General features: G+C 70.5%; 26 protein-coding genes. 12 read left to right on the top strand and 14 right to left on the bottom strand.

What is annotated here, in order from left to right; all coding sequences use genetic code 11:
• Nucleotides 1-211: 211 nt before the first annotated feature.
• Complete coding sequence (locus AB4Z18_RS00350; protein ID WP_441780713.1) at nt 212-1237, top strand: TerC family protein; 1026 nt, start codon at nt 212-214, stop codon at nt 1235-1237.
• Here AB4Z18_RS00350 and AB4Z18_RS00345 read toward each other — a convergent pair.
• Together AB4Z18_RS00345 and AB4Z18_RS00340 are read right to left on the bottom strand one after the other, a co-directional pair.
• Nucleotides 1184-2554 (bottom strand): low temperature requirement protein A, encoded by a 1371-nt coding sequence (locus AB4Z18_RS00345; RefSeq protein ID WP_441780712.1) that lies wholly within the window; start codon nt 2552-2554, stop codon nt 1184-1186. The genes AB4Z18_RS00350 and AB4Z18_RS00345 overlap by 54 nt on opposite strands.
• Before the next feature lie 64 nt (nt 2555-2618).
• Nucleotides 2619-3494 (bottom strand): LysR family transcriptional regulator, encoded by an 876-nt coding sequence (locus tag AB4Z18_RS00340; protein ID WP_441780711.1) that lies wholly within the window; start codon nt 3492-3494, stop codon nt 2619-2621.
• A gap of 91 nt (nt 3495-3585) precedes the next feature.
• Between AB4Z18_RS00340 and AB4Z18_RS00335 the strand changes: the two genes are divergently transcribed.
• On the top strand, nt 3586-4842 hold the full coding sequence (locus tag AB4Z18_RS00335; protein WP_441780710.1) for an MFS transporter: 1257 nt from the start codon (nt 3586-3588) through the stop codon (nt 4840-4842).
• 115 nt (nt 4843-4957) lie between these two features.
• Here the strand turns inward: AB4Z18_RS00335 and araA are convergent, their stop codons facing one another.
• The 3 genes from araA to AB4Z18_RS00320 are packed head-to-tail and all read right to left on the bottom strand — an operon-like array spanning nt 4958 to nt 8852.
• Complete coding sequence (gene araA, locus AB4Z18_RS00330; protein WP_441780709.1) at nt 4958-6475, bottom strand: L-arabinose isomerase; 1518 nt, start codon at nt 6473-6475, stop codon at nt 4958-4960.
• Nucleotides 6475-7173, bottom strand: a complete 699-nt coding sequence (locus AB4Z18_RS00325; RefSeq protein ID WP_441780708.1) for an L-ribulose-5-phosphate 4-epimerase — start codon at nt 7171-7173, stop codon at nt 6475-6477. Before AB4Z18_RS00325 ends, araA begins: the two co-directional genes overlap by 1 nt.
• A complete protein-coding gene (locus tag AB4Z18_RS00320; RefSeq protein ID WP_441780707.1) occupies nt 7170-8852 on the bottom strand; it encodes a xylulokinase in 1683 nt (560 codons plus the stop codon). Before AB4Z18_RS00320 ends, AB4Z18_RS00325 begins: the two co-directional genes overlap by 4 nt.
• A 140-nt stretch (nt 8853-8992) precedes the next feature.
• Here AB4Z18_RS00320 and AB4Z18_RS00315 point away from each other — a divergent pair, with 140 nt between their 5' ends.
• Nucleotides 8993-9379 carry a RidA family protein gene (locus AB4Z18_RS00315; RefSeq protein WP_441780706.1) on the top strand — a complete coding sequence of 129 codons (387 nt, stop codon included), beginning with the start codon at nt 8993-8995 and terminating at the stop codon, nt 9377-9379.
• 7 nt (nt 9380-9386) lie between these two features.
• Here the strand turns inward: AB4Z18_RS00315 and AB4Z18_RS00310 are convergent, their stop codons facing one another.
• Nucleotides 9387-10049, bottom strand: a complete 663-nt coding sequence (locus tag AB4Z18_RS00310) for a TetR/AcrR family transcriptional regulator (RefSeq protein WP_441780705.1) — start codon at nt 10047-10049, stop codon at nt 9387-9389.
• 133 nt (nt 10050-10182) lie between these two features.
• Here AB4Z18_RS00310 and AB4Z18_RS00305 point away from each other — a divergent pair, with 133 nt between their 5' ends.
• From AB4Z18_RS00305 to AB4Z18_RS00295, 3 genes are all read left to right on the top strand, one after another.
• Nucleotides 10183-10794 (top strand): NADPH-dependent F420 reductase, encoded by a 612-nt coding sequence (locus tag AB4Z18_RS00305; protein ID WP_441780704.1) that lies wholly within the window; start codon nt 10183-10185, stop codon nt 10792-10794.
• Entirely contained in the window at nt 10794-11531 is a 738-nt protein-coding gene (locus tag AB4Z18_RS00300; protein ID WP_441780703.1) for an SDR family NAD(P)-dependent oxidoreductase, read from the top strand. The genes AB4Z18_RS00305 and AB4Z18_RS00300 overlap by 1 nt, the downstream gene beginning before the upstream one ends.
• Before the next feature lie 67 nt (nt 11532-11598).
• Nucleotides 11599-12255, top strand: a complete 657-nt coding sequence (locus AB4Z18_RS00295; RefSeq protein WP_441780702.1) for an FMN-dependent NADH-azoreductase — start codon at nt 11599-11601, stop codon at nt 12253-12255.
• Between the two features lie 86 nt (nt 12256-12341).
• Here AB4Z18_RS00295 and AB4Z18_RS00290 read toward each other — a convergent pair whose 3' ends face one another.
• Nucleotides 12342-13340, bottom strand: a complete 999-nt coding sequence (locus AB4Z18_RS00290) for a LacI family DNA-binding transcriptional regulator (protein ID WP_441780701.1) — start codon at nt 13338-13340, stop codon at nt 12342-12344.
• Between the two features lie 72 nt (nt 13341-13412).
• Here AB4Z18_RS00290 and AB4Z18_RS00285 point away from each other — a divergent pair, with 72 nt between their 5' ends.
• Nucleotides 13413-14150 carry an SDR family oxidoreductase gene (locus AB4Z18_RS00285; RefSeq protein ID WP_441780700.1) on the top strand — a complete coding sequence of 246 codons (738 nt, stop codon included), beginning with the start codon at nt 13413-13415 and terminating at the stop codon, nt 14148-14150.
• A 48-nt stretch (nt 14151-14198) separates the two neighbouring features.
• On the opposite strand, the gene AB4Z18_RS00280 is transcribed toward AB4Z18_RS00285, so the two are convergent.
• Nucleotides 14199-14321: a hypothetical protein gene (locus AB4Z18_RS00280; protein ID WP_441780699.1), complete on the bottom strand. Its 123-nt coding sequence runs from the start codon at nt 14319-14321 to the stop codon at nt 14199-14201.
• A 268-nt stretch (nt 14322-14589) separates the two neighbouring features.
• Between AB4Z18_RS00280 and AB4Z18_RS00275 the strand changes: the two genes are divergently transcribed.
• A complete protein-coding gene (locus AB4Z18_RS00275; protein ID WP_441780698.1) occupies nt 14590-15354 on the top strand; it encodes an alpha/beta hydrolase in 765 nt (254 codons plus the stop codon).
• 11 nt (nt 15355-15365) lie between these two features.
• On the opposite strand, the gene AB4Z18_RS00270 is transcribed toward AB4Z18_RS00275, so the two are convergent.
• A complete protein-coding gene (locus tag AB4Z18_RS00270; protein WP_441780697.1) occupies nt 15366-15515 on the bottom strand; it encodes a hypothetical protein in 150 nt (49 codons plus the stop codon).
• Between the two features lie 241 nt (nt 15516-15756).
• Between AB4Z18_RS00270 and AB4Z18_RS00265 the strand changes: the two genes are divergently transcribed.
• The 4 genes from AB4Z18_RS00265 to AB4Z18_RS00250 are packed head-to-tail and all read left to right on the top strand — an operon-like array spanning nt 15757 to nt 19491.
• Nucleotides 15757-16584 carry an SDR family oxidoreductase gene (locus AB4Z18_RS00265; protein WP_441780696.1) on the top strand — a complete coding sequence of 276 codons (828 nt, stop codon included), beginning with the start codon at nt 15757-15759 and terminating at the stop codon, nt 16582-16584.
• A gap of 23 nt (nt 16585-16607) precedes the next feature.
• A complete protein-coding gene (locus tag AB4Z18_RS00260; protein WP_441780695.1) occupies nt 16608-18302 on the top strand; it encodes a class I adenylate-forming enzyme family protein in 1695 nt (564 codons plus the stop codon).
• Nucleotides 18303-18343: 41 nt separating this feature from the next.
• Nucleotides 18344-19129 carry an MBL fold metallo-hydrolase gene (locus tag AB4Z18_RS00255; RefSeq protein ID WP_441780694.1) on the top strand — a complete coding sequence of 262 codons (786 nt, stop codon included), beginning with the start codon at nt 18344-18346 and terminating at the stop codon, nt 19127-19129.
• A complete protein-coding gene (locus AB4Z18_RS00250; protein ID WP_441780693.1) occupies nt 19129-19491 on the top strand; it encodes a UBP-type zinc finger domain-containing protein in 363 nt (120 codons plus the stop codon). Before AB4Z18_RS00255 ends, AB4Z18_RS00250 begins: the two co-directional genes overlap by 1 nt.
• A gap of 13 nt (nt 19492-19504) precedes the next feature.
• Here the strand turns inward: AB4Z18_RS00250 and AB4Z18_RS00245 are convergent, their stop codons facing one another.
• Genes AB4Z18_RS00245 through AB4Z18_RS00225 form a run of 5 tightly spaced genes read right to left on the bottom strand, consistent with a single transcriptional unit; the run spans nt 19505 to nt 26171 of the window.
• The gene (locus AB4Z18_RS00245; protein WP_441780692.1) at nt 19505-20929 is read right to left on the bottom strand and encodes an NtaA/DmoA family FMN-dependent monooxygenase; all 1425 of its coding nucleotides are present in this window, start codon (nt 20927-20929) and stop codon (nt 19505-19507) included.
• The gene (locus AB4Z18_RS00240; protein ID WP_441780691.1) at nt 20926-22635 is read right to left on the bottom strand and encodes a dipeptide ABC transporter ATP-binding protein; all 1710 of its coding nucleotides are present in this window, start codon (nt 22633-22635) and stop codon (nt 20926-20928) included. The genes AB4Z18_RS00245 and AB4Z18_RS00240 overlap by 4 nt, the downstream gene beginning before the upstream one ends.
• Complete coding sequence (locus AB4Z18_RS00235) at nt 22632-23519, bottom strand: ABC transporter permease (protein ID WP_441780690.1); 888 nt, start codon at nt 23517-23519, stop codon at nt 22632-22634. The genes AB4Z18_RS00240 and AB4Z18_RS00235 overlap by 4 nt, the downstream gene beginning before the upstream one ends.
• Nucleotides 23516-24553, bottom strand: coding sequence for an ABC transporter permease (locus AB4Z18_RS00230; protein ID WP_441780689.1), 1038 nt, complete (start codon nt 24551-24553; stop codon nt 23516-23518). Before AB4Z18_RS00230 ends, AB4Z18_RS00235 begins: the two co-directional genes overlap by 4 nt.
• On the bottom strand, nt 24531-26171 hold the full coding sequence (locus tag AB4Z18_RS00225; RefSeq protein ID WP_441780688.1) for an ABC transporter substrate-binding protein: 1641 nt from the start codon (nt 26169-26171) through the stop codon (nt 24531-24533). Before AB4Z18_RS00225 ends, AB4Z18_RS00230 begins: the two co-directional genes overlap by 23 nt.
• Nucleotides 26172-26382: the final 211 nt, after the last annotated feature.

Here is a 26382-nt window from a genome sequence, read left to right as displayed (position 1 = left end):
ACAGCGACGCAAGCGCGCTCGCCCGAACCCAGGACTCCCAGCGCTTCACCAGCCCCGCCGCCGATAGGATCGAAGCAGACAAGGGGAGTACTCCCGTCCGCAGTGGTTTCGTCATTACGGGTGCGCCATCGCATCCCGGGCCACTGGTTCCGATCACGGTCGGAGTGGAGGAGACCTTGGGCGTCGTTCCGCCTACCCCTTGGAGTCTCCGGTGCAGGTCACCCCGCTCAGCTGGATCATCACGATCGCCGTCACGATCGCGTTCTTCGTCTACGAGTTCTTCGCGCACGTCCGCAAACCCCACGAGCCGACCATCGGCGAGTCGGCGCGCTGGTCGGCGTTCTACATCGGCCTCGCGCTGCTGTTCGGCGTCGGGATCGGCATGGTCTCCGGCTGGACCTACGGCGGCGAGTACTTCGCCGGCTACCTCACCGAAAAGGTGCTGTCCGTCGACAACCTGTTCGTCTTCCTGCTGCTGATGTCGGCGTTCGCCGTGCCGAAGGCGTACCAGCAGAAGGTACTGATGATCGGCATCATCATCGCGCTCGTGCTGCGCGGCGCGTTCATCGCCATCGGCGCCGGGCTCATCGAGAACTACTCGTGGGTGTTCTACCTGTTCGGCGCGCTCCTGCTGTTCCTGGCGTGGCGGCAGGCTTTCGGCTCGCACGACTCGAACCCGGCCGACAACCGTTTCATGCGGTTCATCCGCCGGCACCTGCCGGTGACCGACGAGTACAACCGCGACCGCCTGACGGTGAAGAAGGACGGCCGCCGGTTCGTCACCCCGATGCTGCTGACGATCATCGCGATCAGCCTGATCGACGTCGTCTTCGCCGTGGACTCGATCCCCGCGATCTACGGCCTGACCAGCGAGGCGTACATCGTCTTCACGGCGAACGCCTTCGCCCTGATGGGACTCCGCCAGCTGTTCTTCCTCATCGGCGGCCTGCTCGAGCGCCTCGTCTACCTCTCGCAGGGCTTGGCGGTGATCCTCGGCTTCATCGGCGTCAAGCTGGTGTTCCACGCGCTCCACGTCAATGAGCTGCCCTTCATCAACGGCGGGAAGCACGTCGAGTGGATCCCGGAGATCCCCACCTGGTTCTCGCTCGTCTTCATCGGGGCCACCATCGCGGTCGCCGCGACCGCTAGCCTGCTGAAGGTGCGCAGCCAGGACCGCCACGAGTCAGGAGCCGGAGGCGCCGTCCCCGTCGGCGAGACGCGGCCCGGCACCGACTGACCCGGCCTGAAGCGCCGCGCCCGCCCGCCACGCACGGAGCGTGTGCCCGTATCCCACCAGCTCGTGGCCGACCACCTCGATGACGGCGCCTGCAGCCACCAGCCCGATCACCACGCTGAGCGTCGTCAGCGACCCTGGCTGCTCCAGGTCCACCGCCTCTCCGGGATGCGTCACCGCGCCGACGACGACAGCCGCCGCCAGCGGCGCCAGGGTGACGAGCAGCAGCGGCAGGTGCGTGCGATCGAACGACCGCAGGAGCACACTCCATGTGAGGAAGATCAGCACGATGGTGATGGCCAGCGGAACCGCGAGCGCCAGCGCGATGCCGAGCAGCGACACTCCGCCGTGCTCCATGGCGATGGTGGTCAGGTGCAGCCCGGCGCCGATCGCGGCGATGGAGCCGAACAGCGCCAGGTGGGCGTACCGCCAGGGGAAGGCCCGCTCCGGCCGTCGCTCCAGTACGAGTCGTGACGGCACGAGGAAGTAGGTCCACCAGACGGCGGCTGCCATCACCAGCCCTGAGGAGGCGATGAGCACGGCTTCGGGCGACCATCCCGCCTCCTGCGTCAGCGCCGCGACGGCGGCGGTCGTCCCGGCGATCACCTCACCGATCGTGATCAGCGTCAGCAGCGCGAAGCGCTCCGCGAGATGCCCCGCGTTCCACGGCGAGTAGCCGTAGCTCCGGGTGGCGACCACGGGCGCGATCATCTCGAAGAGAGCCAGGACGACCAGCGCGGTCACCGTCACCCCGACCGGCAGCGGGACGATCGCGGTCAGCAGCCAGCCGACCTGCGCGATCGAGATGATGAGCACGTACGAGTACGCGTTCTTCCGGTGCGACGGATCCTCCCGCGCGGCCCGCAGCCACAGGAGGATCTGCGGCACGCGCATGATGATGTATCCGATCACCATGAGCATGTTGTTGGGGCTCTCGCCGTGCGCCGCTCGCTCGAAGCTCACCGGGAGCCCGTAGGTGAGCACGATCACGCCGATCATCTGCACGATCGTCGCGATGCGGAACAGCAGGTCGTCGTTGCCGTACGCGGAGGCGAACCAGGTGAAGTTCAGCCACGCCCAGCTGACGGCCCACACGGCGAAGACGTACGCTCCGAGCGCCGGCCAGATGTCACCGTGGCTCAGCTGCTGGGCGAGCAGATCGGATGCGGCGGCGAAGGCGACGACATAGGTCAGGTCGTAGAGCAGCTCCAGCGGGGTGGTCGTGCGCCCTCGCTCGCGCGGATTCCGGCCGCGCATGGGCCTGATCCGGTGCCGCAGTTCCTGCCGCAGCTCGTCCGTGATGTCCGGTTCGCCGCTCATCCGTCCTCCCGGCCAGAGTCTGGCGCATCCCGGCGACGCGGGGAAGTGTCCCCGGCGCGTTCGCTCAGGCGGCGTGGATGCGCTCGGCCAGCAGCGCGAGCAGCGCCTCGGCCGCTCGCCCCGGCCGCGGACGGGCGATCGCGCTCAGCCGCCAGTCGACCGGCTCCCGGAGCGGACGCACGACGGCGCCGTCCGCGGGGATCACCGTGAGTTCCGGCAGCGCGGCGACACCGAGCCCCGACGCGACGAACCGGGGGATCTCGCCCAGGTCGGCCAGCTCGGTCGGGATGCGGCGGGTGAGCCCGAGCGCCGCGAACGCGCGGTCGAGGGTCACGCGGTTGCCGAAGCCGGTGCGCGAATCCACCCACGGATCGTCGGCCAGGTCCGCCAGCGACACCGACCGGTCGCGAGCGAGCGGATGCCCCTCCGGCAGCACCGCCAGGAAGGGCGAGTCGACGAGATGCCGGGTCAGCAGGTCGGGAACGGCGTCGGGCAGCCCGTGGAATGCGATGTCGAGCCGGCCCTGACGGACGTCCTCCACCAGTCCGGTCGAGCCCCCGGGCGAGGGGCCGAGACGGAGGTCGACGTGCGGGTGGCGGCGGTGGAACTCGCCCATGATGCCCGGAAGGTCGACGCTCCGGAGGTTCGTGAAGATGCCGACCCGCACCGTGCCCCGCAGCGGGCCCTGGTCGTCGGCCAGCTCGCGCATCCTCTCGACCGCCTGGATGCCCGCCCGCGCTTCGGTGAGGACCGCCTCTCCCGCCTCGGTCAGGCGCACGCCGTGTGCATCCCGCTCGAACAGCGCGGCACCGAGCTCGCGTTCGAGGCTCTGGATGCCGGCGGACACGGTGGACTGTGCGGCGAAGACGCGCTCGGCCGCGCGCGTGAAGCTGCGTTCGTCGGCGACGGCGACGAAGTACTCAAGTTGGCGGGTATCCACGGGCACAGCGTAATCGACTATCGATTGGAATGATGATCAGCATCGTCTATTTCCGTTGGACTCGATGGAGCCGACGGCGCATCATCGAAGCATGACCAGCACGCTCGACTCCGACTCCGCCACCGGCTCGATGCGCCGCATCCGCGACGCCCGCGCCGACCGGCCATTCCGCTTCCGGCACGGCGCCGGCTTCTGGGTCATCGCGGCGGCATTCCTCGCCGTGATGGCCTTCTCGACCATCCCCACTCCCCTCTACGCGCTCTACCAGGCGCGCGACGGCTTCCCGACCTGGGTGGTCACCGTGATCTTCGCGGCCTACGCCGTCGGCGTCATCGCGAGCCTCTTCCTCATCGGTCACCTGAGCGACGTCGCCGGGCGTCGCCGCATGGTCCTCATCGCAGTGCTTGTCGAGATCGTCGCGGCCGCCCTGTTCCTAGTCTGGAACGACGTGGCCGGACTCATCGTCGCGCGCACCCTGTCCGGGATCGGCGTGGGCGCGCTCACGGCGAGCGCCACGGCGCACCTGAGCGAACTGCGCGCCGTCGCCCGGCCGGCCGAGGGACCGCGCCTCGCCGGAACCGTGTCCACGGTCGTCAACACCGGCGGTCTCGCGCTCGGCCCGCTGATCGCCGGGGCGTTCGCGCAGTTCCTTCCGCAGCCGCTGCTGCTCCCCTACGTCGTGTTCCTCGTGACCCTCGCGGTCGCCGCCGTGGCCGTCGCGCTCGTGCCGGAGACCGTGGAGCGCGCCGAGGAGCGACCGGCCTACCGGCCGCAGCGGATCTCGTTGCCGGCTGAGTCGCGCGGCGCCTTCTCGGCCGCAGCCGTCGCGGCTTTCGCCGGGTTCGCGGTTTTCGGACTGTTCACGTCCCTCGCGCCGAGCGTGCTCGCCGAGACACTGCACCAGAGCTCGCACCTGCTCGCCGGCTTCGTCCCGTTCGCGGTCTTCGCCGCGTCCGCAGTCTCCCAGATCGTGTTCGCACGCCTCTCGACCCGGACCCAGCTCATCCTGGCCCTCGTGCTCATGCTCGTCGGCCTCGGCGGGCTGGCCGCGAGCGTGCTGGTCGCGTCGCTCCCCGCGTTCATCGTCAGCGGGGTGGTCGCGGGCGCCGGCGTCGGGCTTCAGTTCCGGTCGGCCATTGCCGTGACTGCGTCGCTCGCAGCTCCGGAGCGCCGGGGCGAGGTGCTCGCAGCGATCTTCCTGATCGCGTACATCGGGCTCGCGCTCCCTGTTCTGCTGGTCGGGGTCGCGCTTATCCTGTGGCCGCTGGTGCCGGTGCTCGTCGTCTTCGTGGCGGCCGTCGCGGTTCTCTCCGTGCCTGCCGGCCTCGGGATGCTGCGCCGCGCCTGACGCGCTCCCCCCGCTCCGGTCGTCCCCCCAACGAGTCCGCAGAGTTTGCACGTTCTCGGCGCGAGAGCGTGCAAAGAGTGCGGACTCGACGGGGGACGGGCGGGTCTTCGAAACGTCAGATCCCGCGGGCGAGCCGGTAGTACGCGGCGTTGCCTTCGAGGTCGCGACGGAACTGCCGCAGCGTCGTGTCGTCATCGATGATGAGGAGCTCGGTGCGCGCCATGCGGGCGAAGTCCTCGAACACCTCCACACCGACCGCCGTGCTCATGACGGTGTGGTGCGCGGCGCCGGCCTCCAGCCACGCCGTCGCGGAGGTCGTGAAGTCCGGAGCCGGCTTCCACACCGCACGTCCGACCGGGAGGTGCGGCAGCGGCGCCGACGGCTCGACGACCTCCACCACGTTGGCGACCAGGCGGAACCGGTCGCGCACGTCGGAGAGCGCCACGACGACCGCGGGCCCGGGGTCGGCGGTGAACACCAGGCGAACCGGGTCGTCCTTCCCGCCGATCCCGAGCGGGTGCACCTCGAGCGTCGGAGTGGCCGACGAGAGCGACGGGCTCACCTCGAGCATGTGCGCACCCAGGATGCGCTCGTCGCCGGGCGTCAGGTCGTAGGTGTAGTCCTCCATGAGGGATGCGCCACCCGGCAGCCCTGCACCCATGACGTTGGCCGCGCGCACCAGGATCGCGGTCTTCCAGTCGCCTTCCGCGCCGAACCCGTAGCCCTCGGCCATGAGCCGCTGCACGGCGAGTCCGGGGAGCTGCTTCAGTGCGCCGAGGTCCTCGAAGCTGGTGGTGAAGGCGCCGAAGCCGCCCTCCTCCAGGAACGAGCGCAGGCCCAGCTCGATCGCAGCGCCGTCGCGCAGGGACTGGTGACGGTCGCCGCCGCGGCGGAGCTCCGGCGCGACGTCGTACAGTTCCTCGTACTCGGCGACCAGGGCGTCCACCACGTCGTCGGAGGCCGCGGCCACCGCATCCGCCAGGTCGTTCACGCCCCAGGTGTTCACCTGCACGCCGAAGACGTGCTCGGCCTCGGTCTTGTCGCCCTCCGTCACCGCGACGAAACGCATGTTGTCGCCGAAGCGGGCGAGCTTCAGGGTGCGGGTCGCGGCGTGACCGGCGGCGGCGCGCATCCACGTGCCGACGCGTGCGGCGACGACCGGGTTGGAGACGTGGCCGGCGACGGTGGTCCGCGGTACGCCGAGGCGCGTGAGGATGTACCCGAACTCGCGGTCGCCGTGTGCGGCCTGGTTGAGGTTCATGAAGTCGAAGTCGATCTCGGCCCACGGCAACTCCACGTTGGCCTGCGTGTGGAGGTGGAGCAGCGGCTTCTGCAGGGCGTCGAGGCCCGCGATCCACATCTTCGCCGGGCTGAAGGTGTGCATCCACGCGATCAGGCCGATCACGTTGTCGTCTGCGTTCGCCTCGAGCATGGTGCGGCGGATGGCGTCGGCATCGGTCAGGACCGGCTTCCAGACGATCCGCACCGGCACATCGGGGGATGCGCCCAGCTCGTCGGCGATGGCCCGCGACTGGTCGGCGACCTGGGCGAGCGTCTCCGGCCCGTACAGGTGCTGGCTGCCGGTGAGGAACCAGACCTCATAGCCGTCGAGGGAGGTGGTGAGTTTCGGCATCAGGAGTCGGTTCCTTCCGGGTTCTGTCCGTAGACGTTCTGGTAGCGGTCGAAGAGGCGGTCGATGGCCTCCTGCGGGATGGGGACGACGTCGCCGCCCTGGCGTGCGATGTGCATGGTGCGTGCGACGTCCTCCGCCATGACGGCGGCCTTCACCGCGTCGCGGGCGTCGCTGCCGATGGTGAAGACGCCGTGGTTCTGCATGAGCACGGCGCGGCTGCGGTGGCCGGTCAGCGTCTGAACGATGCCGCGGCCGATGGAGTCGTCGCCGATGATCGCGAACGGTCCGACCGGGATGTCGCCGCCGAACTCATCCGCCATGGCCGTGATGGCGCACGGGATGGGCTCGGCGCGTGCCGCCCAGGCGGTTGCGTACGTGGAGTGCGTGTGCACGACGCCGCCGACCTCCGGCATGTTCCGGTACACGAAGGCGTGCGCGGCGGTGTCGGAGGAGGGGGACCGCTCGGAGCCGAGGGAGCCGGGAACGACGTCGCCGTCGAGCGTGCACAGGATCATGTTGTCCGGCGCCAGGTCGTCGTAGTCGACGCCGCTGGGCTTGATGACGAAGAGGTCCTCGCCCGGGACACGGCCGGAGACGTTGCCGCCGGTCCAGACGACGAGGCCGTAGCGGACGAGTTCCGCGTGCAGGGCGGAGACGCGCTCGCGGACGGCGCGGACGGCCGGGGATTCGGTGGTCACTGGGCGGATCCTTCCGGGGAGGTGCTGGACGCGGTGGGTTCGGGCAGGGCTTCGACCGCCGCGCGCTCTACGGCGAGCCCGGCGTCGTAGCGGGAGAGGTAGGCGGCGAATCCGGCCACATCGCGGGGATCCGGCTCGGCGGTCTCGAACTCGACGTCGCGGAAGACGCGGTCACGCAGGTACGCGTCGAGGTCGTGCTCCGCCGCCCCGCGGGAGCGGAGGTAGGCGGCGAGCACCGCGATCCCCCAGGCTCCGCCCTCGGACGCGGTCGCGGCGACCGACACCGGCGCGTCCAGCGCCCCGGCCAGGAAGCGCTGCGCGACCCCGGCCGTGCGGAACACGCCGCCGTGGGCGAGCATCCGGTCGAGGGCCACACCTTCGTCGTCGAGGACGCGCATCCCGAGCGCCAGGGTCGCAAAGACCCCGTACACCTCGGCGCGCATCAGGTTGCCGAGCGTGAAGCGGCTGCCCGGCGAGCGGACCAGGAGCGGACGCCCCTCGGTGAGCCCGGCGATCGGCTCGCCGGCCAGGTGGTTGTACGCGAGCAGGCCGCCCGCGTCGTCCTCACCCGTCAGCGCTTCGCGGAGCAGGGTGTCGAACACCGCATCCGGATCGGTGACGGCTCCGGAGGCTGCGGCGAACCGGCCGAACAGCCCGGCCCACTCGGCCAGCTCGCTGGCGCCGTTGTTGCAGTGCACCATCGCGACCGGGTCGCCCGCGGGCGTCGTCACGATGTCGAGCTCGTCGTGCACCTCGGCGAGGGGATGCTCCAGCACGACCATCGCGAAGATGCTGGTTCCGGCGCTCACGTTTCCGGTGCGGGGCGCCACGGCGGCGGTGGCGACCATCCCGGTGCCGGCGTCGCCCTCCGGCGGGCACAGCGGCGCGCCGGCCTGAAGAGCACCGGACGGGTCGAGCAGGGATGCTCCCTCGGCGGTCAGCTCGCCAGCCGGCTCTCCGGCCACGAGCACCTGGGGCAGCAGGTCGCGGAGCGGCGGGATGCGTCCGGCGGCCAGTGCGTCGTAGCGGCCGACGAGGTCGGCGTCGTAGTCGGCGGTCTGCGGGTCGATGGGGAACATGCCCGACGCGTCCCCGACGCCGAGGATCTTGCGCCCGGTCAGCCGCCAGTGCACGTAGCCGGCGAGCGTCGTGACGAAGCGGACCCGCGGCACGTGCGGCTCTGCATCGACCACGGCCTGGTGCAGGTGGGCGATCGACCACCGCAGCGGGATGTTCACCCCGAGCAGTTCGGTCAGCTCGCGTGCGGCCGCACCGGTGTTGGTGTTGCGCCAGGTGCGGAACGGGACGAGGAGCTCGCCGGTCTCGTCGAAGGCGAGGTAGCCGTGCATCATCGCCGAGACGCCGAGCGCCCCGACGGTCGTGGGCGCGACGCCGTGCCGCGCTTCGGCGTCGGCGACGAGGGCGGCGTAGGCGGCCTGGAGTCCGCTCCAGACGTCGTCGATGGCGTAGGTCCAGAGCCGGTCGACGTAGGCGTTCTCCCACTCATGGGAGCCGACCGCGAGCACGACCGAGGGGTCGTCCGCGTCGACGAGGCAGGCTTTGATGCGGGTCGAGCCGAACTCGATGCCGAGCGCTGTGCGGCCGCCGGCGATTGCGTCGCGTGCGGCGGCGGCTGGCTCATCGGCGGCGGCCGAGTCGCCCGTGGGGGCTGGCAGCATGAGGGCATCCAATCCTTTGTGACCGGTCACATTGACGCTGCGAGCATACGTCACGGCGCGGCGTGCGCGCCAGTCCGAGCCGCAGAGACCGCATGAAACTGCCCATCGCCAGGACCCGCGAAGTGAGCCATATTGAGCGCATGCGTGAAGTAATCAGCACCCCGGACGCACCCAGCTCGCCCTTCTACAGCCAAGGCATCAAGTCGGGGAACCATATACACATCTCGGGCCTGGTGGGCGTCGACGTGTACACGGGGAAACCGGCCGGCCCGACCATCCAGGAGCAGACGCGGCAGGCGCTGGCCAACTGTCGCGCCGTTCTCGAGGCGGCGGGCGCCACGCTGGACGACGTCGTCGAAGTCGGGATCCTCCTCAGCGACCCGGCCGACTTCGCCGGCATGAACGAGGAGTACCGGACCTGGTTTCCGAGCGACCCTCCCGCCCGCTATGCCGCGAAGCTCGGAGCCGTCATCCCGGACGTGCTCATCTCCATCCGCATGACCGCGTACGTCGGCGAAGGGGACTGACGGCGGTTCAGTCCGCCGCGTTGAGCTCGACCATGGCGTCGTAGAGCTGCTCGTCCGTCATCGGCGGCTCGGGCAGGGGATGCGCCGCTGCGGCCCTGTAGGCGTCGAGCGTCAGGTAGAGCTGCCGTCGCCACGAGTTGGGGGCCGTCGTCCTGGTGGCGTCGATCATCCGGCCATTGGACCAGATGAGGTTGACGATGTCGGCCAGGGCGATGTCCGGCCGCACCGCCCCGGCCTCTTGGGCTCGAGTGAGAACGTCTTCGATCTGCCGACACATCTGGTCGTGGATGCGCTCGGTGTCCGGGCTGCCCGGGAAGCGGCGGGAGAGGAAGTCGTTGAATCCCCGGTCTCCGGCCTGCACGCGGAACAGGTTCTCCAGGTAGGAGACGAACCCGTCCCAGGGATCGTCGATGGCCATGGCGTTCTCGGACCCGTCGAGGAACTCCCGAAGCCGGGGCTCGAGGGCCGCCAGCAGGAGGTCCATCCGGGTCGGGAAGTGGCGATAGAGAGTGCCGATCGCGACTCCGGCGTCGCGGGCGATCCTTTCGAGGGACGCATCCACGCCTCGGACGGCGAACTCGCTGCGCGCCGCGGTGAGCAGCCGGTCGTGACGCTCCACGGCGTCACGGCGCCGAGGCTTCGGTGCGCGTTCGACTTCGCTGATGCTCACGGTGCCAACTTACCGCGCTTTTTTTCGTGATCGCGGAATAGGTGAGGTACCCCTCCGGTTCGAGCAAGGACCGGAGGGGTGCCTCACCTTGAGGCTTCTCCGCCGACACGCACACCACGAAGGAGCACACGTCATGAGCATCATCACCATCATCGGCGCGGGGAACATGGCCACGGCCATCGGTTCCCGGGCCGCCGAGCACGGCCACACGGTCGAGATCATGAGCCGCGACACGGTCAAAGCCCAAGCAGCGGCCGACCGGATCGGTCACGGAACGACCGTCGGCACGTTCGGCGCGCGTCCGGCGGGTGACATCGTCTTCCTCGCCGTCCTCTACGCCGGCGCGGTGGACGTGGTCGAGCAGTACGGCGACGCGCTGGCCGGCAAGATCATCGTCGAGACCACCAACCCGTTCAACGCCGACGCGACCGGCGTCGTCACCACCCCGGGCAACTCGGTTACGCAGCAGATCGCGGCCGCGGCTCCCGCGAGCACGCAGGTCCTCAAGGCGTTCAACACCGTCTTCCGCGGCGTGCTCGCTGCCGAGGGTCCGCTGGACGTCTTCTTCGCCGGCGGCGACGCCGACGCGAGGGCGCGCTTCGCCGCGTTCCTGACGAGCCTGGGGATGCGTCCACTCGACGCGGGAGGGCTGGAGACGACCCACGCCTTGGAGTGGGTGGGCATCCTCCTCATGGGCCTGGCGCGCAACGGCGGCGGCTTCGACGTCGCCTTCGGGGCCAAGTGATGGCGGGCAGGCTCGAGGGCAAGGTCGCGGTGATCACCGGCGCGACGAGCGGTATGGCGCTGGCCGGTGCCCGGTTGTTCGTGGAGGAAGGAGCCCACGTCTTCATCACCGGCCGACGGCAGGACGCACTGGATGAGGCCGTGAAGCTGATCGGCCGGAACGTCACCGGCGTGCAGGCCGATTCGACCGACCTGGACGACCTGGACCGGCTGTTCGAGACGGTCCGGCAGGAGAAGGGCGCCATCGACGTGCTCTGGGCGAGCTCCGGCGGTGGCGAGCAGGGGACGCTCGGTGCGATCACCGAGGAGCACTTCGATGCCGCCTTCTCGCTGAATGCGCGGGGCACGCTGTTCACCGTCCAGAAGGCGCTGCCCCTGTTCAACGACGGCGGCTCGATCCTGCTCACCGGGTCGAACGCATCCCTCCGAGGGTTCCCCGACTGGAGCGTGTACGCCGCGAGCAAGGCTGTGCTTCCCGCCTACGCACGGGTGTGGGTGTCGGAGCTGCGGGATCGGGGGATCCGGGTGAACGTCCTCACCCCCGGCCAGGTCGCCACGCCCATGATGCTCGACGTGATGGATGCGGACCAGAAGGCGGCCTTCGAGTCCCTGATCCCGCGTCGGGAGATGGGCCGCCCCGAGGAGATCGCGTCCGTCGCACTGTTCCTCGCCTCCGACGACTCGAGTTATGTCAACGGCCTCGAGCTGGTGGCGGACGGCGGCGCGACCGTGATCTGACGCCTCCAGCCTTCGACCGATTTCCTCTTGAACAACGAACCGAACAACCGAACACCTAAGGAAAACCATGACCCTCTTCCGCCTCGACGCGAGCATCTTCCCCGACCGATCCGTGAGCCGCGAGCTCGCCGACATCGTCGAAGCCGAATGGACCGCCGAACACCCGGACGAGCACGTGATCCGCCGCCACCTCGGCACGAACCCCCTCCCGTCGACCGCCTGGGCCGACGCCGTCGTGGGGCAGCAGCTCCCCGAGGATGCACGCACGCCGGCGCAGCAGGCCGCCGTCGAACTCGCCGCCACACTGGCCGACGAGCTGATCGCCGCTGACGCCCTCGTCTTCGCGGTGCCGCTCTACAACTACGGCGTCTCGCAGCACATCAAGACCTGGTTCGACCTCGTGTACACGGACCCCCGCATCAGCGAGGCTGGCCCCGAGCTGCGCGACCGTCCCGCTCTGCTGGTCACCGTCACCGGCGGCAACTACGGGCCGGGAACGCCGAAAGAGGGATGGGACCACTCAACCCCCTGGCTGCAGCGCATCCTCGTCGACGTGCTCGGGCTCGACCTCACCACCGTCGAGCGGCGGTTCACACTGGTCGGGGTCAATCCGGCGCTCGACCGGTTCACCGACATGGCGGACGCCATGCGCGTCGAGGCCGTGCGCGCAGCCGAACTGGAGGGACGCAGACTCGCCGAGCGGGGCGCCCGCAAGGCGGCCTAGGCACGACGCTCTGGGTCACGGCCGACAACTACGCGCCGACGGCGCAGAGCATCACGACCGCCTGGACCGTCATGTGGATGCGCCCATCACGCCGACTCGCGCACGACCAGTACGGGCGCGACCGGCTCCTCGAACGCGAGGTCGCCGCCCTCGAGCAGCGCGATCAGGCGCGCCACGCAGCGGCGGCCGAGCTCGTCGAACTCCTGCCGCACGGTCGTCAGCGGCGGGGCGAAGAAGGCGGCCTCGGGGATGTCGTCGAACCCGACCACCGCGAGGTCGGCCGGCACGGCACGACCGGCACGCCTGGCCGCGTGCAGCACGCCCAGCGCCATCTGGTCGTTGGAGGCGAAGACGGCCGTGATCGTCGGATCGGCCAGCAGCTCCGCGCCGACCTCAGCGCCGGAGGCGGCCGTCCAGTCGCCCTCACGCGAGACGACGGGGTCGGCGCCCGCCGCATCCAGCTCGGCCAGGAAGCCGTCGCGGCGGGCGCGCGCCTCCGTCCAGTCGCCGGGGCCGCTCAGGTGGGCGATGCGCCGGTGGCCGGTGTCGAGCAGGTGGCGGGCGGCGAGCCGGGCGCCGAGCACCTGATCCACGAACACGCCCTCGTCCCCGGCTGCGCCAGCGCCGTGCAGCGTCACCGACGGTACGGACAGCGAGAACTGTGCCATGGCATCCTGCACCCGCTGCTGAGGAGCGATCACCACCACACCCTCGACCGCCTGCGCCCGCAAGTGGTCGAGGGCCGCCTCGACGTCGGCGGGCTCCAGGGACGCGGCGTGCGCGACCGTCACCGTGTAGCCGGCGTCGCGACCGGCGTTCTCGACGGCGTCAATGCTGGACGCCGGGCCGAACAGGGTGGATGCGGAGGCGGCAAGCACCCCGATGGTCCGCGAGCGCGCCGTTGTCAGCATCCGGGCGGCGCGGTTCGGCCGGAAGTCGAGCTCCGCCATCGCCGCGAGCACACGCTCCCGCGTCTCGGCGCGGATGCTCGGATGGTCATTGAGCACCCGTGAGACGGTCTGGCGCGAGACGCCGGCGGCGGCCGCGACCTCGCGCACGCCGGGCGGGCGCCCGCCCTCGCTCACGTCCACACCTCCGGCACATCCACACCCTAGGGGAGCCGCGATGCCAGGGCGAACCGCCGTAGGGTCGAAGGCATGGCTGACACGGATGCATCCCTGACCCCCGCGAACACCGCCGCGCGCGCGGACCGGCCGGTCGCCCTCGTCACCGGCGCCTCCCGCGGGATCGGGCGGGCGATCGCCGTCGAGCTCGGTCGCACGCACCACATCCTGGTCGGCGGACGGGATGCGGATGCCGTGGATGCGGTCGTCGCCGAACTCCCGTCGGCCGAGGGGTACACGGCAGACCTGGTCGCCGACCTGTCCGGCGCTTCACTGCCGGCGCTACCGGGGCGACTGGATGTGCTCGTGCACTCGGCGGGCGTCGAAGACGGCGGAACCGTCGAAGAGACGGACGCGGAGACCTGGCGTCGCGTCTTCGACGTGAACGTGTTCGCCGTCGCCGCGCTCACCCGCCATGCGCTGCCCGCACTCCGGGCGGCGGGCGGGCTCGTCGTCGCGATCAACAGCGGGTCCGGGTTCGCCAGCGGTGCCGGCGGAGGGGTCTACGCGGGGTCGAAGTTCGCCCTGCGCGCGCTGACGGACGCCCTCCGCGAGGAGGAACGGTCGCACGGGGTGCGCGTGAGCAGCATCCACCCGGGGCGCGTGGACACCGACATGCAGCGTGCGCTCGTCGCCCGGGAAGGGCTGGCGTACGACGCGACGTACACGATCACTCCCGAGATGGTGGCGGCAACGGTCCGGGCGGCCGTCGACCTGCCGCCCACGGGGACCGTCGAGTCGCTCAGCGTCCGGCCGTTCCACCGGCGCTGAGCGACTCGACGTCGCACTCCGTGGGCTCGTCGCTACGAGCGCTCGCGGCTACTTGTGCTCGTCCGGTCCGCCGCCCGAGACGGTGTCCTCACCGGGTTCGGGCTCGCTGCCGTCGGATCCGGAGCCGTCGGGCAGCTCGTCCGCGTCAGGCCTGTCCTTCTCGTCGCTCATGGCGTCATCCTTCCGTTGATGGCTTCCGTTCTGGTCGGTCCCGGCGACGGTACGCCGTCGTGCCCGCGAGGTCCATGTCTCTGCGCCGCGCCCTCGAACTGCGCTGACGACGCAGCGCCCGCCCTGCTACTCTGTCCGACGAACCGTACGGAAGACAGAGGAGGTGGTACCCGTGAACGAATCGACGTGGGCGCCCCTTCTCGGGGTCACGGTCGGGCGATAGGTCGTCCGGGGGCGCTCTGACAGAGCACTCCCGAAAGGCACGACCATGCACTTCACCTCAGAAACACTCCTCGACGACGGTGTCGTCGAACGCGAATTCACCCTCGGCGAGATTCCCGGCATCCTCTGGACGCCAGCATCCGCATCCGCCTCCGCTCCGGCCCCGCTGATCCTGATGGGTCATCCCGGCGGGCTGCGGTACATGCGCTCCCGGCTGACGGGCCGCGCGCTGCGCTCCGCCGCGGACGGCTTCGCCACGGCCACGATCGAACTGCCCGGCAGCGGTGATCGGCCCCCCTCGGCGCAGGCCGAGCAGGCCCGCGCCGACCTGCGGCGCACGATCACGGCCGGCGAGCCGGTGGACGACGAGCTCGTCGACCGGCTGGTCCTGCCGCTGGTCGAGGCGTCCGTCCCCGAATGGCAGGCCGCCCTCAACGCGCTGCTGGCGCTTCCGGAGATCGACGGCCCTGTCGGCTTCTCCGGCGGTTTCATCTCCATCGGTATCCGGCTCGCGACGGTCGAACCGCGGATCGCCGCGGCCGGGCTGTTCGCCGGCAGCTATGTCCCCCGGCGCATGTTCGAGGAGGCGCGCCGGGTCAGCATCCCGCTCCACGTCCTGCTGCAATGGGATGACGAGGGCAACGACCGTCAGGCGGCACTCGACCTGTTCGACGCGTTCGGTTCGCAGGAGAAGACCCTGCAGGCGAATCTCGGCGGGCACACCGGCGTCCCGGCTTTTGCCGGGGAGGACGCAGCGCGATTCTTCGCGCGGCACCTGAGCCGCGCGGCGGTTCCGGCGGGGAACGGCTAGGAGGCGAACGGCTAGGAGAGGACCGCCAGCAGCCCGGCCGCCAGCAGCGGAACGCCGATGAGGATGGCGGTCACCGTCGCGAAGCGGCGTGCCCACACGTCGAGCGGGTTGTCGCGGGCGGTGTCGTCGCCGGAGAAGAGGAGGTGGCGGTCGGCGGTCATGGTGGGCTCCTGGCTTACGTGGATGACGTGAATCGAGCATCCGCCCGCACGAGCGTTCGAGGGAGGGCTTGACACTCTCCCTCGAACGCACCGCACCGCGACGCCCAGGGAGGGCGCTTCCGATCCGGAGGCGCCCTCCGACAGGCCTAGACTGGCGTCGCAGAAATCGAGCCCGGTCGACGGAGGCACCACGAACAGCCAGCAGAACCATCCCGAGGGAGCGCCCCCGCGTCGCGCGCTGGTGACCGGCGGCTCGCGCGGCATCGGCCGGCGGATCGCCGAAACGCTCGCCGCCGACGGCATGGATGTGGTGCTGACGTTCCGCCGGGAGGCCGACGCTGCCGCCGAGGTCGTCGACGCGATCACTGCGGCCGGCGGCTCTGCCCGCGCCCACCGGCTGGAGCTGGAGAACGAAGAGGACATCGACCGGCTGTTCGCGGACGAGTTCCCCGAGGGGTCGCGGTTGGATGTGCTGGTCGCCAGCGCGGCCGCTTCTGTGTTCCGCCCCGCCGTCGAGCTCACCTCGCGCCACCTGGAACGGTCGTGGGCGACGAACGTCCGCTCCTTCGTGCTGCTCTCCCAGCGCGCCGCACAGCGGATGCGCGAGCGCGCACCAGGCGAGCGCCCACCAGGCGGCCGGATCATCGCCGTCACCAGCTACGGCAGCCACCGCGCCTTCCCCCTGTACGGCGCGATCGGCTCCGACAAGGCCGCGGTCGAGTCGTGGGTGCGTCACCTCGCCGCCGAGCTCGGCCGGGACGGGATCACCGTCAACGCGGTCAACGGCGGCCTGATCGACACCGACTCCCTGAGCTACTTCTACGGCAACGACGGCATCCCCGACCTCACGGTGATGACCTCGCGCATCCCGTTGGGCCGGCTCGGCACCGCCGACGATGTCGCGGAGTCCGTCCGCTTCCTCGCCTCCCCCGGTGCCGGGTACATCACCGGCCACACCCTCGTCGTCGACGGCGGGCTGACCGTCGTCGCGCCGCCGTTCTGGTCGGAGCTCGATCAGAACGTTCCCCCCACCGATCCGAGACGGAGTCGACGCCCGCTGGACGCCTGAACCTCCCTGCCCCCAGGAGAACGATGACCCTCACCGACCCGAACCCGAACGCGCAGCCGAACACCGAGTACGACCCGAGCACCCTGAAGGCCGTGTTCGAGCAGCACTTCACCTACGCGTCCGCCGTCGAACGGAACACCCACCGCTACGCGTCGCGCGTCGCCCTCACCGATCCCCCGTCGGGGCGCAGCTGGACGTACGCGGAGCTCGGCGAGGTGACCGGCGCCCTGGTGGCCGGCCTGGCCCAGCGCGGCGTAGGCGTCGGCGACATCGTCGCGTACCAGCTGATGAACACTCCGGAGTTCGCGTTCCTGTACGTCGCCGCTCAGGGCCTCCGCGCCGTCAGCTCGCCGATGAACTTCCGGTTGGCACCGGGCGAGACCGCGCACATCCTCGACGACTCCCGGCCGGCGGTGTTCGTCTACGACGCGGCCTCGGCCGAGCAGGTCGCGACCGCCCTGGAACTGGCGGGGCACCGGCCCAGCGTGCTGGTGGCCGTCGGCGAGGGGCCGCTCCTGGAGGGTGCCATCCCGTTCGACGACCTGCTCGTCGCCGGTGCCCCGTCCTTCCGCGCCCCGGAAGGCGCGAGCGTCTGGGACGAGACCTCGCGGCTGTACACGAGCGGGACAACGGGGATGCCGAAGGCCGTCCCGCTGACCAGCCTGAACGAGGTGCTCACCGCGCACGACGTCATCATGCACTTCCCGCTGGCGCCGACCGACCGCACCATGAACATGTCGCCGTGGTTCCACCGCGGAGGCAACTACTGCGCCGGACCGAACACGGCCTTCTACGTGGGAGCCGAGGTCGTCACCCTCCCACGGTTCGACGCGGACGTGGTGCTCGACAGCATCCAGGAGCACGCCCTCACCTACGTCATCGGCGCACCCACCAACCTGGAGCGCCTGGCCGACGCGCAGGAGGCGAGCCCGCGTGACCTGTCGTCGCTGCACGGCATCGTCACCATGGGCGCACCGCTCGACCGCGCCGCCGCCCTGCGCTACCAGCGCGTGCTCACCCCGCGGATCGCCAACGGCTACGGCACGACCGAGGCGTTCTGGAACACCTACCTGCGGCCGGAGGACCTGCCCGACGCCGCAGGCGCCGCGGGCCGCGCGTGCCTGGACGACGACGTGGCCGTCGTGAAGGTCTACGGCGACGAGCGCGTCGCCGCCCCCGACGACCTGGTGGCCAAGAACGGTCACGAGATCGGCGAGGTCATCATGCGGAGCGTGAAGAGCGGCTACGCCTACATGCACAACCCGGAGGAGCAGGGGCGCAAGTTCCGCGACGGCTGGATGTACCCGGGCGACCTGGCGAGCTGGGACGAGAACGAGATCGTCACCATCATCGGCCGCAAGGACGACATGATCATCTCGGGAGGGGAGAACGTGCATCCCGTACAGGTGGAGGAGGCGCTCGCCGCGCACCCGGACGTGGCCGACAGCATCGTGGTCGGCCTGCCGGACGACGAGTGGGGCGAGGTCGTTGTCGCGTACGTCCAGCCTCGGACCGGCCGGCTGGAGGACGCGCAGCAGGCGGCCCGCGAATTGGATGCGCACTGCCGCGCGAGCGTTGTACTCGCCGACTACAAGCGCCCCCGCCGGTACACCTTCGTCAGCGAGCTGCCATACACGGCGACCGGCAAGAAGCAGCATTTCGTGCTGCGCGAGCAGTCGACCCGGGATGCGGCGGAAGGCCGGTTCGTGACCCCGTGACCGCCGCATCCACCCCATCGCCAGCACCCGAAGGAGAACCGATGACCGTCCGCGTCGAACTGATCGGCGGCCCGACCGCGCTGATTGAACTCGGCGGCCTCCGCATCCTCACCGATCCCACCTTCGACCCACCTGGCGACCATGCGTCCGGTCAGCGGGTGCTGGTGAAGACGACCGGGCCGAGCCGTTCGCCCGAGGAGGTCGGACCCGTCGATCTGGTGCTGCTGTCGCACGACCAGCATCCCGACAACCTCGACGACCGCGGCCGAGCGTTCGTTCGGGATGCGCCGCTCACCGTCAGCACCACGGCGGCGGCGGAGCGGGTGGAGGGCGAGGTGCGTGGCCTCGGGCCCTGGACGCACCTGACTGTGCCCCGGCCGGACGGTTCCGAGCTGAGGGTCCACGCCGTCCCCGCGCAGCACGGCCCGGACGGCATGGAGGCCTCCTCGGGCCCGGTGCTCGGGTTCGTGCTCGCCGGGGACGGCCTGCCGACCGTCTACGTCAGCGGCGACAACGCCTCCCTGCGCGTCGTCGAGGAGGTCGCCGAGAACCTCGGGCCGATCGACATCGCCCTGCTGTTCGCGGGCGCTGCGCGGACGGCGCGGCTCGACGCGTTCCTCACGCTGACGGCCGACAAGGCGGCGCGTGCCGCCGCCCTCCTCGGCGACGCGGTCATCGTCCCGGTCCACTCCGAGGGCTGGGCGCACTTCACGCAAGGGCAGGACGAGGTCAGGGCCGCGTTCGCGGCGCACGGGCTGACCGACCGGCTCAGGATGCTGCGGCCCGGCGAATCCGCCGAGCTGGACGAATCGGAAGGACACCTTTGATGAGCGACCACGGCAACAGCAGCATCGACACGAGCGTGCCGCCCTCTGGCACCGGCTGCCTCGAATGCGGGGAGACCGGCAGCTGGTGGGTGCACTTGCGGCGGTGCACCGAATGCGGGCACATCGGATGCTGCGACGACTCCCTCAACACGCACGCCAGCAAGCACGCCGAGGCGACCGGCCATCCGATCATCCGCTCGTTCGAGCCGGGCGAGGCGTGGTTCTGGAACTATCGCACCCAGACCTTCACCAACGGCCCCGAGCTCGCGCCGCCCCTGGCCCACCCGGTCGACCAGACCGTCCCCGGCCCGGCCGAGCGGGTGCCGGACGACTGGCGCGAGCAGCTCGCCGCCCGGCGCTGACGCGCGAAATCCCTCAGAACGATGCGGCGTGGGCGAACTGCAGCTGCAGCGGCTCGACGGGCACGTCGAGGTTCGCGCCGCCGCGGTAGCGCGTGCCGATGTGCTGCTCGGGGAGGCGGCTGTGGCCCTCTCCGAAGAGCCGCTCGCGCAGGGTGCCGAACCGGGCGCCCTCCTCGGGCAGCCGGCCGCGGCGCCGCAGCTCCGGGACGACGAGCTCGGCGAAGTCGCGGGCCGTGTCGAACGAGTGGTACTGGCGCAGGTTGATGCCGTCCAGGCCGTCCTCGTCGAGCCAGCGCTCGATCGCGTCGGCGACCGTCTTCGGATCCCCGACCACCAGGAACCGCTCGTCGCGGCCGACCTTGATGAAGTCGAGCGCCTGACCGACCGTCGAGTCGAGCGGCAGGTACGGCACCTTGGAGGCGGGGAAGTCGGCCCGGGCGAGCGCCTCGCGCACGGTGATGTCGCGCGGGAAGGCGGTCAGGTCGATCGGCAGGCTGCTGTGCGCGAGGATGCCGTCGAGGCTGGACCGCTCACGGTAGAGCCGCCACTTGTCCTCCGCCTCCTCCTGCGTGCGCCCGACGATCACGCCGGCCATCGCGATGAAGCGGATGTCGTCGCGCTGCCGGTCGTGGCGCTCGGCCGCATCCCGCATCCCGTCGGCGTTGCTGCGGAACTCCTCGCTGGTGCGGCCACCGGTGAAGACGACCTCGGCGTGCCGGCCGGCGAACTCGATGCCCGCGGGTGACCCGGTCGCCTGGAACAGCGTGGGCGTGCGCTGCAGCGACGGGTGGACGATGTGCGGACCTGCGACACGGAACCGCTCGCCGACGTGGTTGATGTACCGCACCTTCGACGGGTCGGTGAACACCCCGGCCTCACGGTCGGCGATCACCGCGTCGTCGTCCCAGGAGCCCTCCCACAGCTTGTAGAGCACGTCGAGGTACTCGTCCGCGTAGCGGTAGCGCTCGTCGTGCGGGACTTCGCCGTCGAGGCCGAAGTTGCGGGCGGCGTTCGGAAGGTACGAGGTGACGATGTTCCAGCCGATGCGCCCCTTCGTGAGGTGGTCGAGGGTCGACATGCGCCGGGCGAAGGCGAACGGCGGCTCGTAGGTCGTCGAGAAGGTGACGCCGAAGCCTAGGCGTTCCGTGACCGCGGCCATCGCCGGGACGAGCAGCAGCGGGTCGAGGTTCGGGCTCTGCAGGCCCTCGCGCAGGGCCGTCTCCGGGCCGCCGCGGAAAACGTCGTACGCGCCGATCACGTCGGCGAGGAAGATCCCGTCGAAGCCGCCGTGCTCGAGCAGCTGGGCGAGCTCGAGCCAGTAGCTGAGATCGTCGAACCGCTCGCGGTTGTTGCCCGGAAGCGTCCACAGGCCGTGCGTGATGTGGCTCACGCAGGCCATCTCGAACAGGTTGACGAAGAGCTGCTTGGGCTCGCTCATGCGGCGGTCTCGCTTTCGGGGGTGGTGACGGTTCTGGCGCCCTGCGGGTCGAACTCGGGGATGGCGGCGATCAGGGCTCGCGTGTACGGATGCGCAGGGCGTTCGAAGACATCCTCCGGCGTCCCCTCCTCCACCACCACCCCATCCTTCATCACCAGCACACGATCGCTGAGGTGGCTGATGACGCCGAGGTCGTGCGAGATGAAGAGGTAGGCGACGCCCGACTCCCGCTGCAGGGCGGCGAGGAGGTCGAGGATCTGCGCCTGGATGGTGACATCGAGCGCTGACACCGCCTCGTCGAGGACGATGATGTCGGGACGCGGCGCGAGGGCACGGGCGATCGCGACGCGCTGCCGCTGCCCGCCGGACAGCTTCAGCGGGAACCGCGGCAGCACGGCGTCCGTGAGCCCGACCTGGTCGAGCAGCTGAAGAACGCGGGCTCGGCGGTCGTCGGCCGAGGCGAACGATTCGCCGCGGAGGGCGTCGAGCAGGATGCGCTCCACGTTCCAGCGCGGATCGAACGAGCTCAGCGGATCCTGGTACACCACGGCGATCCGGCTGCGCAGACCGCGGCGGCGGCTCTCGGCGAGCGGCGCCCACGGCTGGCCCAGAAGGCGCACCTCGCCGCCGTCCACCGGTTCGAGTCCGAGGGCGAGTCGCGCGGTCGTGCTCTTGCCGGAGCCGGACTCGCCGACGATGCCGAGGGTCTCGCCCGCACGCAGCGCGAAGGAGACGCTGTCGACGGCCGTGGTCACCGTCCCGTCGGAGGTGTGGAACCGCTTCACGAGGTCCGTCGTCTCCAGTACGACCTCCCCCACCGGCGGTTTGGCCGGCACGGCGGCCGCGCCCGGCGTGAGCGCATGCCCGCGGGTCGCCTCGCCCGGCACGGCCGCGATCAGCGCACGCGTGTAGTCGTGCTGCGGGTCGCCGAGCACCTGAGCGGCGTCGCCTTGTTCGAGCACGTCGCCGCCGCGCATGACGAGGATGTGGTCGGCCAGCCGGGCGACGACGGACAGGTCGTGGCTGATCAGGATGACGGACGCTCCGCGCTCCTTCATCCGCTCCAGCTGGTCGAGCACCTGGGCCTGCACCGTGACGTCGAGGGCGGTTGTCGGCTCGTCGGCGATCACGATGTCCGGGTCGAGTGCGATCGCGGAGGCGATCAGCGCACGCTGGCGCAGGCCGCCGGAGAGCTGGTCGGGACGCTGCTTCGCGCGCACGGCAGGGACGGGCACGCCCACCCGGGTCAGCAGGTCGAGCACGCGCTCGCGGCGGGCCTTCCGGTCCCCCCAGCCGTGCAGCCGCAGCGCCTCGTCGATCTCGCGCCCGACGGGGCGGAGCGGGTCGAGCGAGACCAGCGCATCCTGCAGCACGAAGCCGATGTCGCGGCCGCGGATGCGCTGCCACTGCCGCGGCGTGAAGCTGCGGACGTCTTCGTGGTGGATGCTCAGCTCGTCCGCTTCGACGGTCGCCGAGCGTCCGGCGAGCCCGACGAGCGAGCGTGCCGTCACCGACTTCCCCGAACCGGACTCGCCGACGATGGCGACGCACTCCCCCGGACGCAGGTCGAAACTGACGCCGCGGACGACCGGACGGAGGACGCCGTCGACCCGGAAAGCCGTTCGCAGGTTGCGGACCCGCAACCGGGTCACCGGCCAGTCCAGCTCATCCACGACATCCTCGTTCTCGCGTTCGATGATGCTCATGACCGCTCTCCCTTCTCCAGGCGGGCCTGGATGTGGCGCCCGATGGTGGTCGCGGCGAGCGCCACCGAGACGATCACCAGGCCCGGGATGACGACGAGCCACCACGCCGTCGTCAGGTACTGACGCCCGGCGTCCAGCAGCGCGCCCCACTCGGAGGCGGGCGGCGCGACGCCGAGTCCGAGGAACGACAGGCTCGACGCCCACACGATCGACTGCCCGATGGACAGCGCGAACACCGCGACCAGCGGACGGAGCGCGTTCGGGAGGATGTGCGCGCGCAGGATGCGCCAGCGCGAGTGCCCGAGGGCGGTCGCCGCCTCGACGTATCCGGAATCGCGCGCCCCGAGGATCTGGCCGCGGATCATGCGCGCGTAGCCGGGCGCTGTGCCGATCCCGACCGCGAACACCTGCGTCGCGGCGCTCGGGCCTGCGATGGCGATCAGGAGCAGCGCCAGCAGCAGCGCCGGGAAGGCGAACATGATCTCCACGAACCGGTCGATCACGACGGCGATCGGCTTGACGCCGAGCGCGGCCAGCGTGCCGAGGATCAGCGCGAGGCTGATGCTCACCGCCGCGGCCCCCAGCCCGATCGTGAGCGAGTCGCGCGCGCCCCAGACCACCCGCGTGTACAGGTCGCGGCCCGACTCGTCGGTGCCGAAGGGATGCGCGAGGCTCGGCGGCTGCAGCGCCGCCTGGTAGTCGATCGCGGTGGGGAGGTGGGTGGTGAGCACCTGCGGCGCCACCACGGCCACCAGGAGCAGCACGGCGAACGCCACCGCGAGGTAGAGACCCCAGGGTGCTCGCGCCAGACGCGTCCCGAGCCCGGAGCGGGCGGGGGCGGACGCTGTGGCGGCAGATGCCGGAGGGGTGCCGAGGGCGGTCATGTCAGCTCCAGGCGGGGATCGATGACGGTGTAGACGACGTCCACGATGAGGTTGGCGGCCACATACACGACGGCCACGAGGGTGACGATCCCGGTGACCACCGGGAGGTCCTGCGAGTTCACGGCGCTGACGAGCACCGAGCCGATGCCGGGCCGCGAGAAGATCGACTCGACGATCACGGCTCCGGACAGGGTCGCGCCGAGGGCCCATCCCGACAGCGTCACCGCGGGGATGACCGCGTGCCGGAGGACGTGCCGCAACCGGACGCCCCACTCGCCCATGCCGCGCATCCGGGCCGAGAGCACGAACGGCTGTTCGAGCGACCGCTCGAACTCGGTGCGGACGCTCTGCGCCATGAACCCGGCGAGCGGGATGGCGAGCGTCAGCGCGGGCAGCACGATGCCGGCGGGCGAGGTTCCGCTGATGATCGGGAACCAGTGCAGACCGAGGCCGAAGACGAGCAGCAGGATGATGCCCAGCCAGTAGGCGGGGAGGCCGGCGGTGACCACATCCACCGTCGAACCGACCCCGTTCAGGCGCGGGCCGCGTCCCGCCGTCAGGGTGACCCAGACGACCATGATCAGCCAGGCGAACGCGATCGCGACGAGCGACAGCGTGAGCGTGCTCCCCAGCTGCTCGCCGATGATCGCCGTCACCGGCCGGTACTGCTGGTACGAGGTGCCGAAGTCGCCGGAGACGAGGCCGCGCAGGTAGTCGAAGTACTGCAGGATCACGGGCTTCGTCAGCCCGTACTGCTGGTTGATCTGCGCCAGCTCCTCCGGGGTGCGCGCCTGCGCCTGGCCCGCCCGGATGTTCAGGATGGTCGTCGCCCGGTCGCCGGGCAGTGCCAACTGGGCGAAGAACGCGACCGTCGCAGCTCCCCACAGCACGACCAGCGCGGCGCCGACCTTGCGGAGGAGGGTGAAGCCGACGGCGCGGGCCCGCCGGGGCCGGATCGCGTTCTGCGCGATCGGCCCCGGGGCCGCCGAACCGCCGGGTGCGGCGGTCAGCTCACTTGACGAAGTAGGCGTCATAGAACGTCGGTCCTCCCTGCGCGTGCTCCTGCCAGACGTCCTTGAGCTTGGTGGAGACGGCGAGCGTGCTCAGCCGGTCGTAGACGCCGATCGAGAGCGCGTGCTCGGCGATGTAGTCCTGTGCCTTCTTGTAGGCCGCGTTCTGCGCTTCTACGGTCGCCGCCGAGTTGCCGTCGAGGATGTACTGCTCCAGCGTCGGGTCGTTGTAGAACGCCGAGTTCGCGTAGTTGGGGTGGTCGGGCGTCGAGGGCCGCCAGTTGATGTACAGGATGCCCGCGGTGACGGCCGTCCAGTAGCCGGCGGCCAGGTCGTGCGTGTCAGGTCCGGAGTACTTGCCGGAGAAGAACTCGCTCTGCGGCACCGGCTCGAGCTTCACATCGAAGCCCGCCTTGTCCGCCTGCTCCTTGATGCCCTGCAGGATCGCGGCGCCGTCCGCGTTGATGATGGAGCCCGCGCCGTACGGCAGCGAGACGGTCAGCTTCGTGCCGCCCTTCTCCCGCACCCCCGTGCTGCCGCTGCGGGTCCATCCGGCCGCATCCAGCAGCGCATCCGCCTTCTTCAGGTCCTGGCTGTACCAGCCGGCCGCCTTCTCGCTGTAGCCGGGGGTGGCCTGGCTGACGCCGCCGTTGCCCTCGAACGGGATGACGCCCCGCCCGATCGTGTCGACGATCTGCTTGCGGTCGAGGCTGTAGGCGAACGCCTGGCGCACCTTCTCGTCGGTGAACGGACCCTGCTCGGTGTTGAACGCGATCTGCTGCGGGCGACCAGGGGTGACGTACTTCTCGAGCTGGTAGCCGCCGCTCTTCAGGGTGTTCCACTGCACTGCCGGCACGTCGTAGATCGCATCCACCTGGCCGCCCTGCAGCGCCGCGACGCGGGTGGTCGGGTCGGCCACGAACTTCCAGTCGATGGTGTCGACGTACGCCGGTCCCGTGTGCTTCGCGTTCGCGGGCGGGGACGTGTAGTTCTTGTTCTTCTTCAGGATGATGTCCTGGCCGCGGTTCCACTTGTCGACCACGAAGGCACCGGAGCCGATCGGCTGCTCGCAGTTCTGCTCCTTGGAGCGCGTCTGAAGCGCGTGCTGCGACTGGATGCCGAAGTAGCCCTGCGACAGGTTGTCGGCGAGGCGCGGGTACGGCCGGGAGAGGTCGATCTGCACGGTCGTGTCGTCGATCGCCTTGGCGTCCTTGTAGTAGCCGTCGAGCCAGACGAGGGCCGTGCTGTTGCCGCCGTTCAGCCAGTAGTCGAAGTTGTAGGCGACGGCCTCAGCGGTGAGCGGCGTGCCGTCGGTGAACTTCACACCCTTCTTCAGGTCGAAGGTCCACGTCAGGCCGTCGTCGGACTGCTTCCACGACGTCGCCAGCCACGGGACCACCTTGTGGTCCGCATCCAGCGAGGTCAGGTTGTCGAGCACCTGGTACGAGAGGTAGGCCTGCTCGATCCAGCCGCCGAAGACGCAGGCCGGCTCCTGCTGGTGGGCGTACACGATGGTGCCACCGGTGACCTTCTGGCCGCCACCGCTCGCGGCGTCGGAGCCGCCGGCGCAGGCCGAGAGCGCGAGCACGCCGGTCAGGACGACGGCTGCGGTGCCGAGTGAACGTGAAGTACGGGAACGCATGCAGACTCCTAGGGGCAATGTGGGGGTGCGCATCAGGATGTCCGAGACCGCAAGTGCCGTCGAGGCTGCGTGTCCTTCTGTTTCGCCGTCGTCACATGCCGTCATCCGCGCTTCCCCGCTGGGCCGCCGCGCGCTATGTACGCCGCGCTGTCAAGCCCTGACGCCGCCCGACGACGGGTGATTGTGTGCGTTGTGCACCATGAACAGGAGG

The sequence above is a fragment of the Leifsonia sp. 2TAF2 genome, from assembly GCF_052115085.1.
Taxonomy (GTDB): domain Bacteria; phylum Actinomycetota; class Actinomycetes; order Actinomycetales; family Microbacteriaceae; genus Leifsonia.
This window is presented reverse-complemented; position numbering and strand designations above follow the sequence as displayed.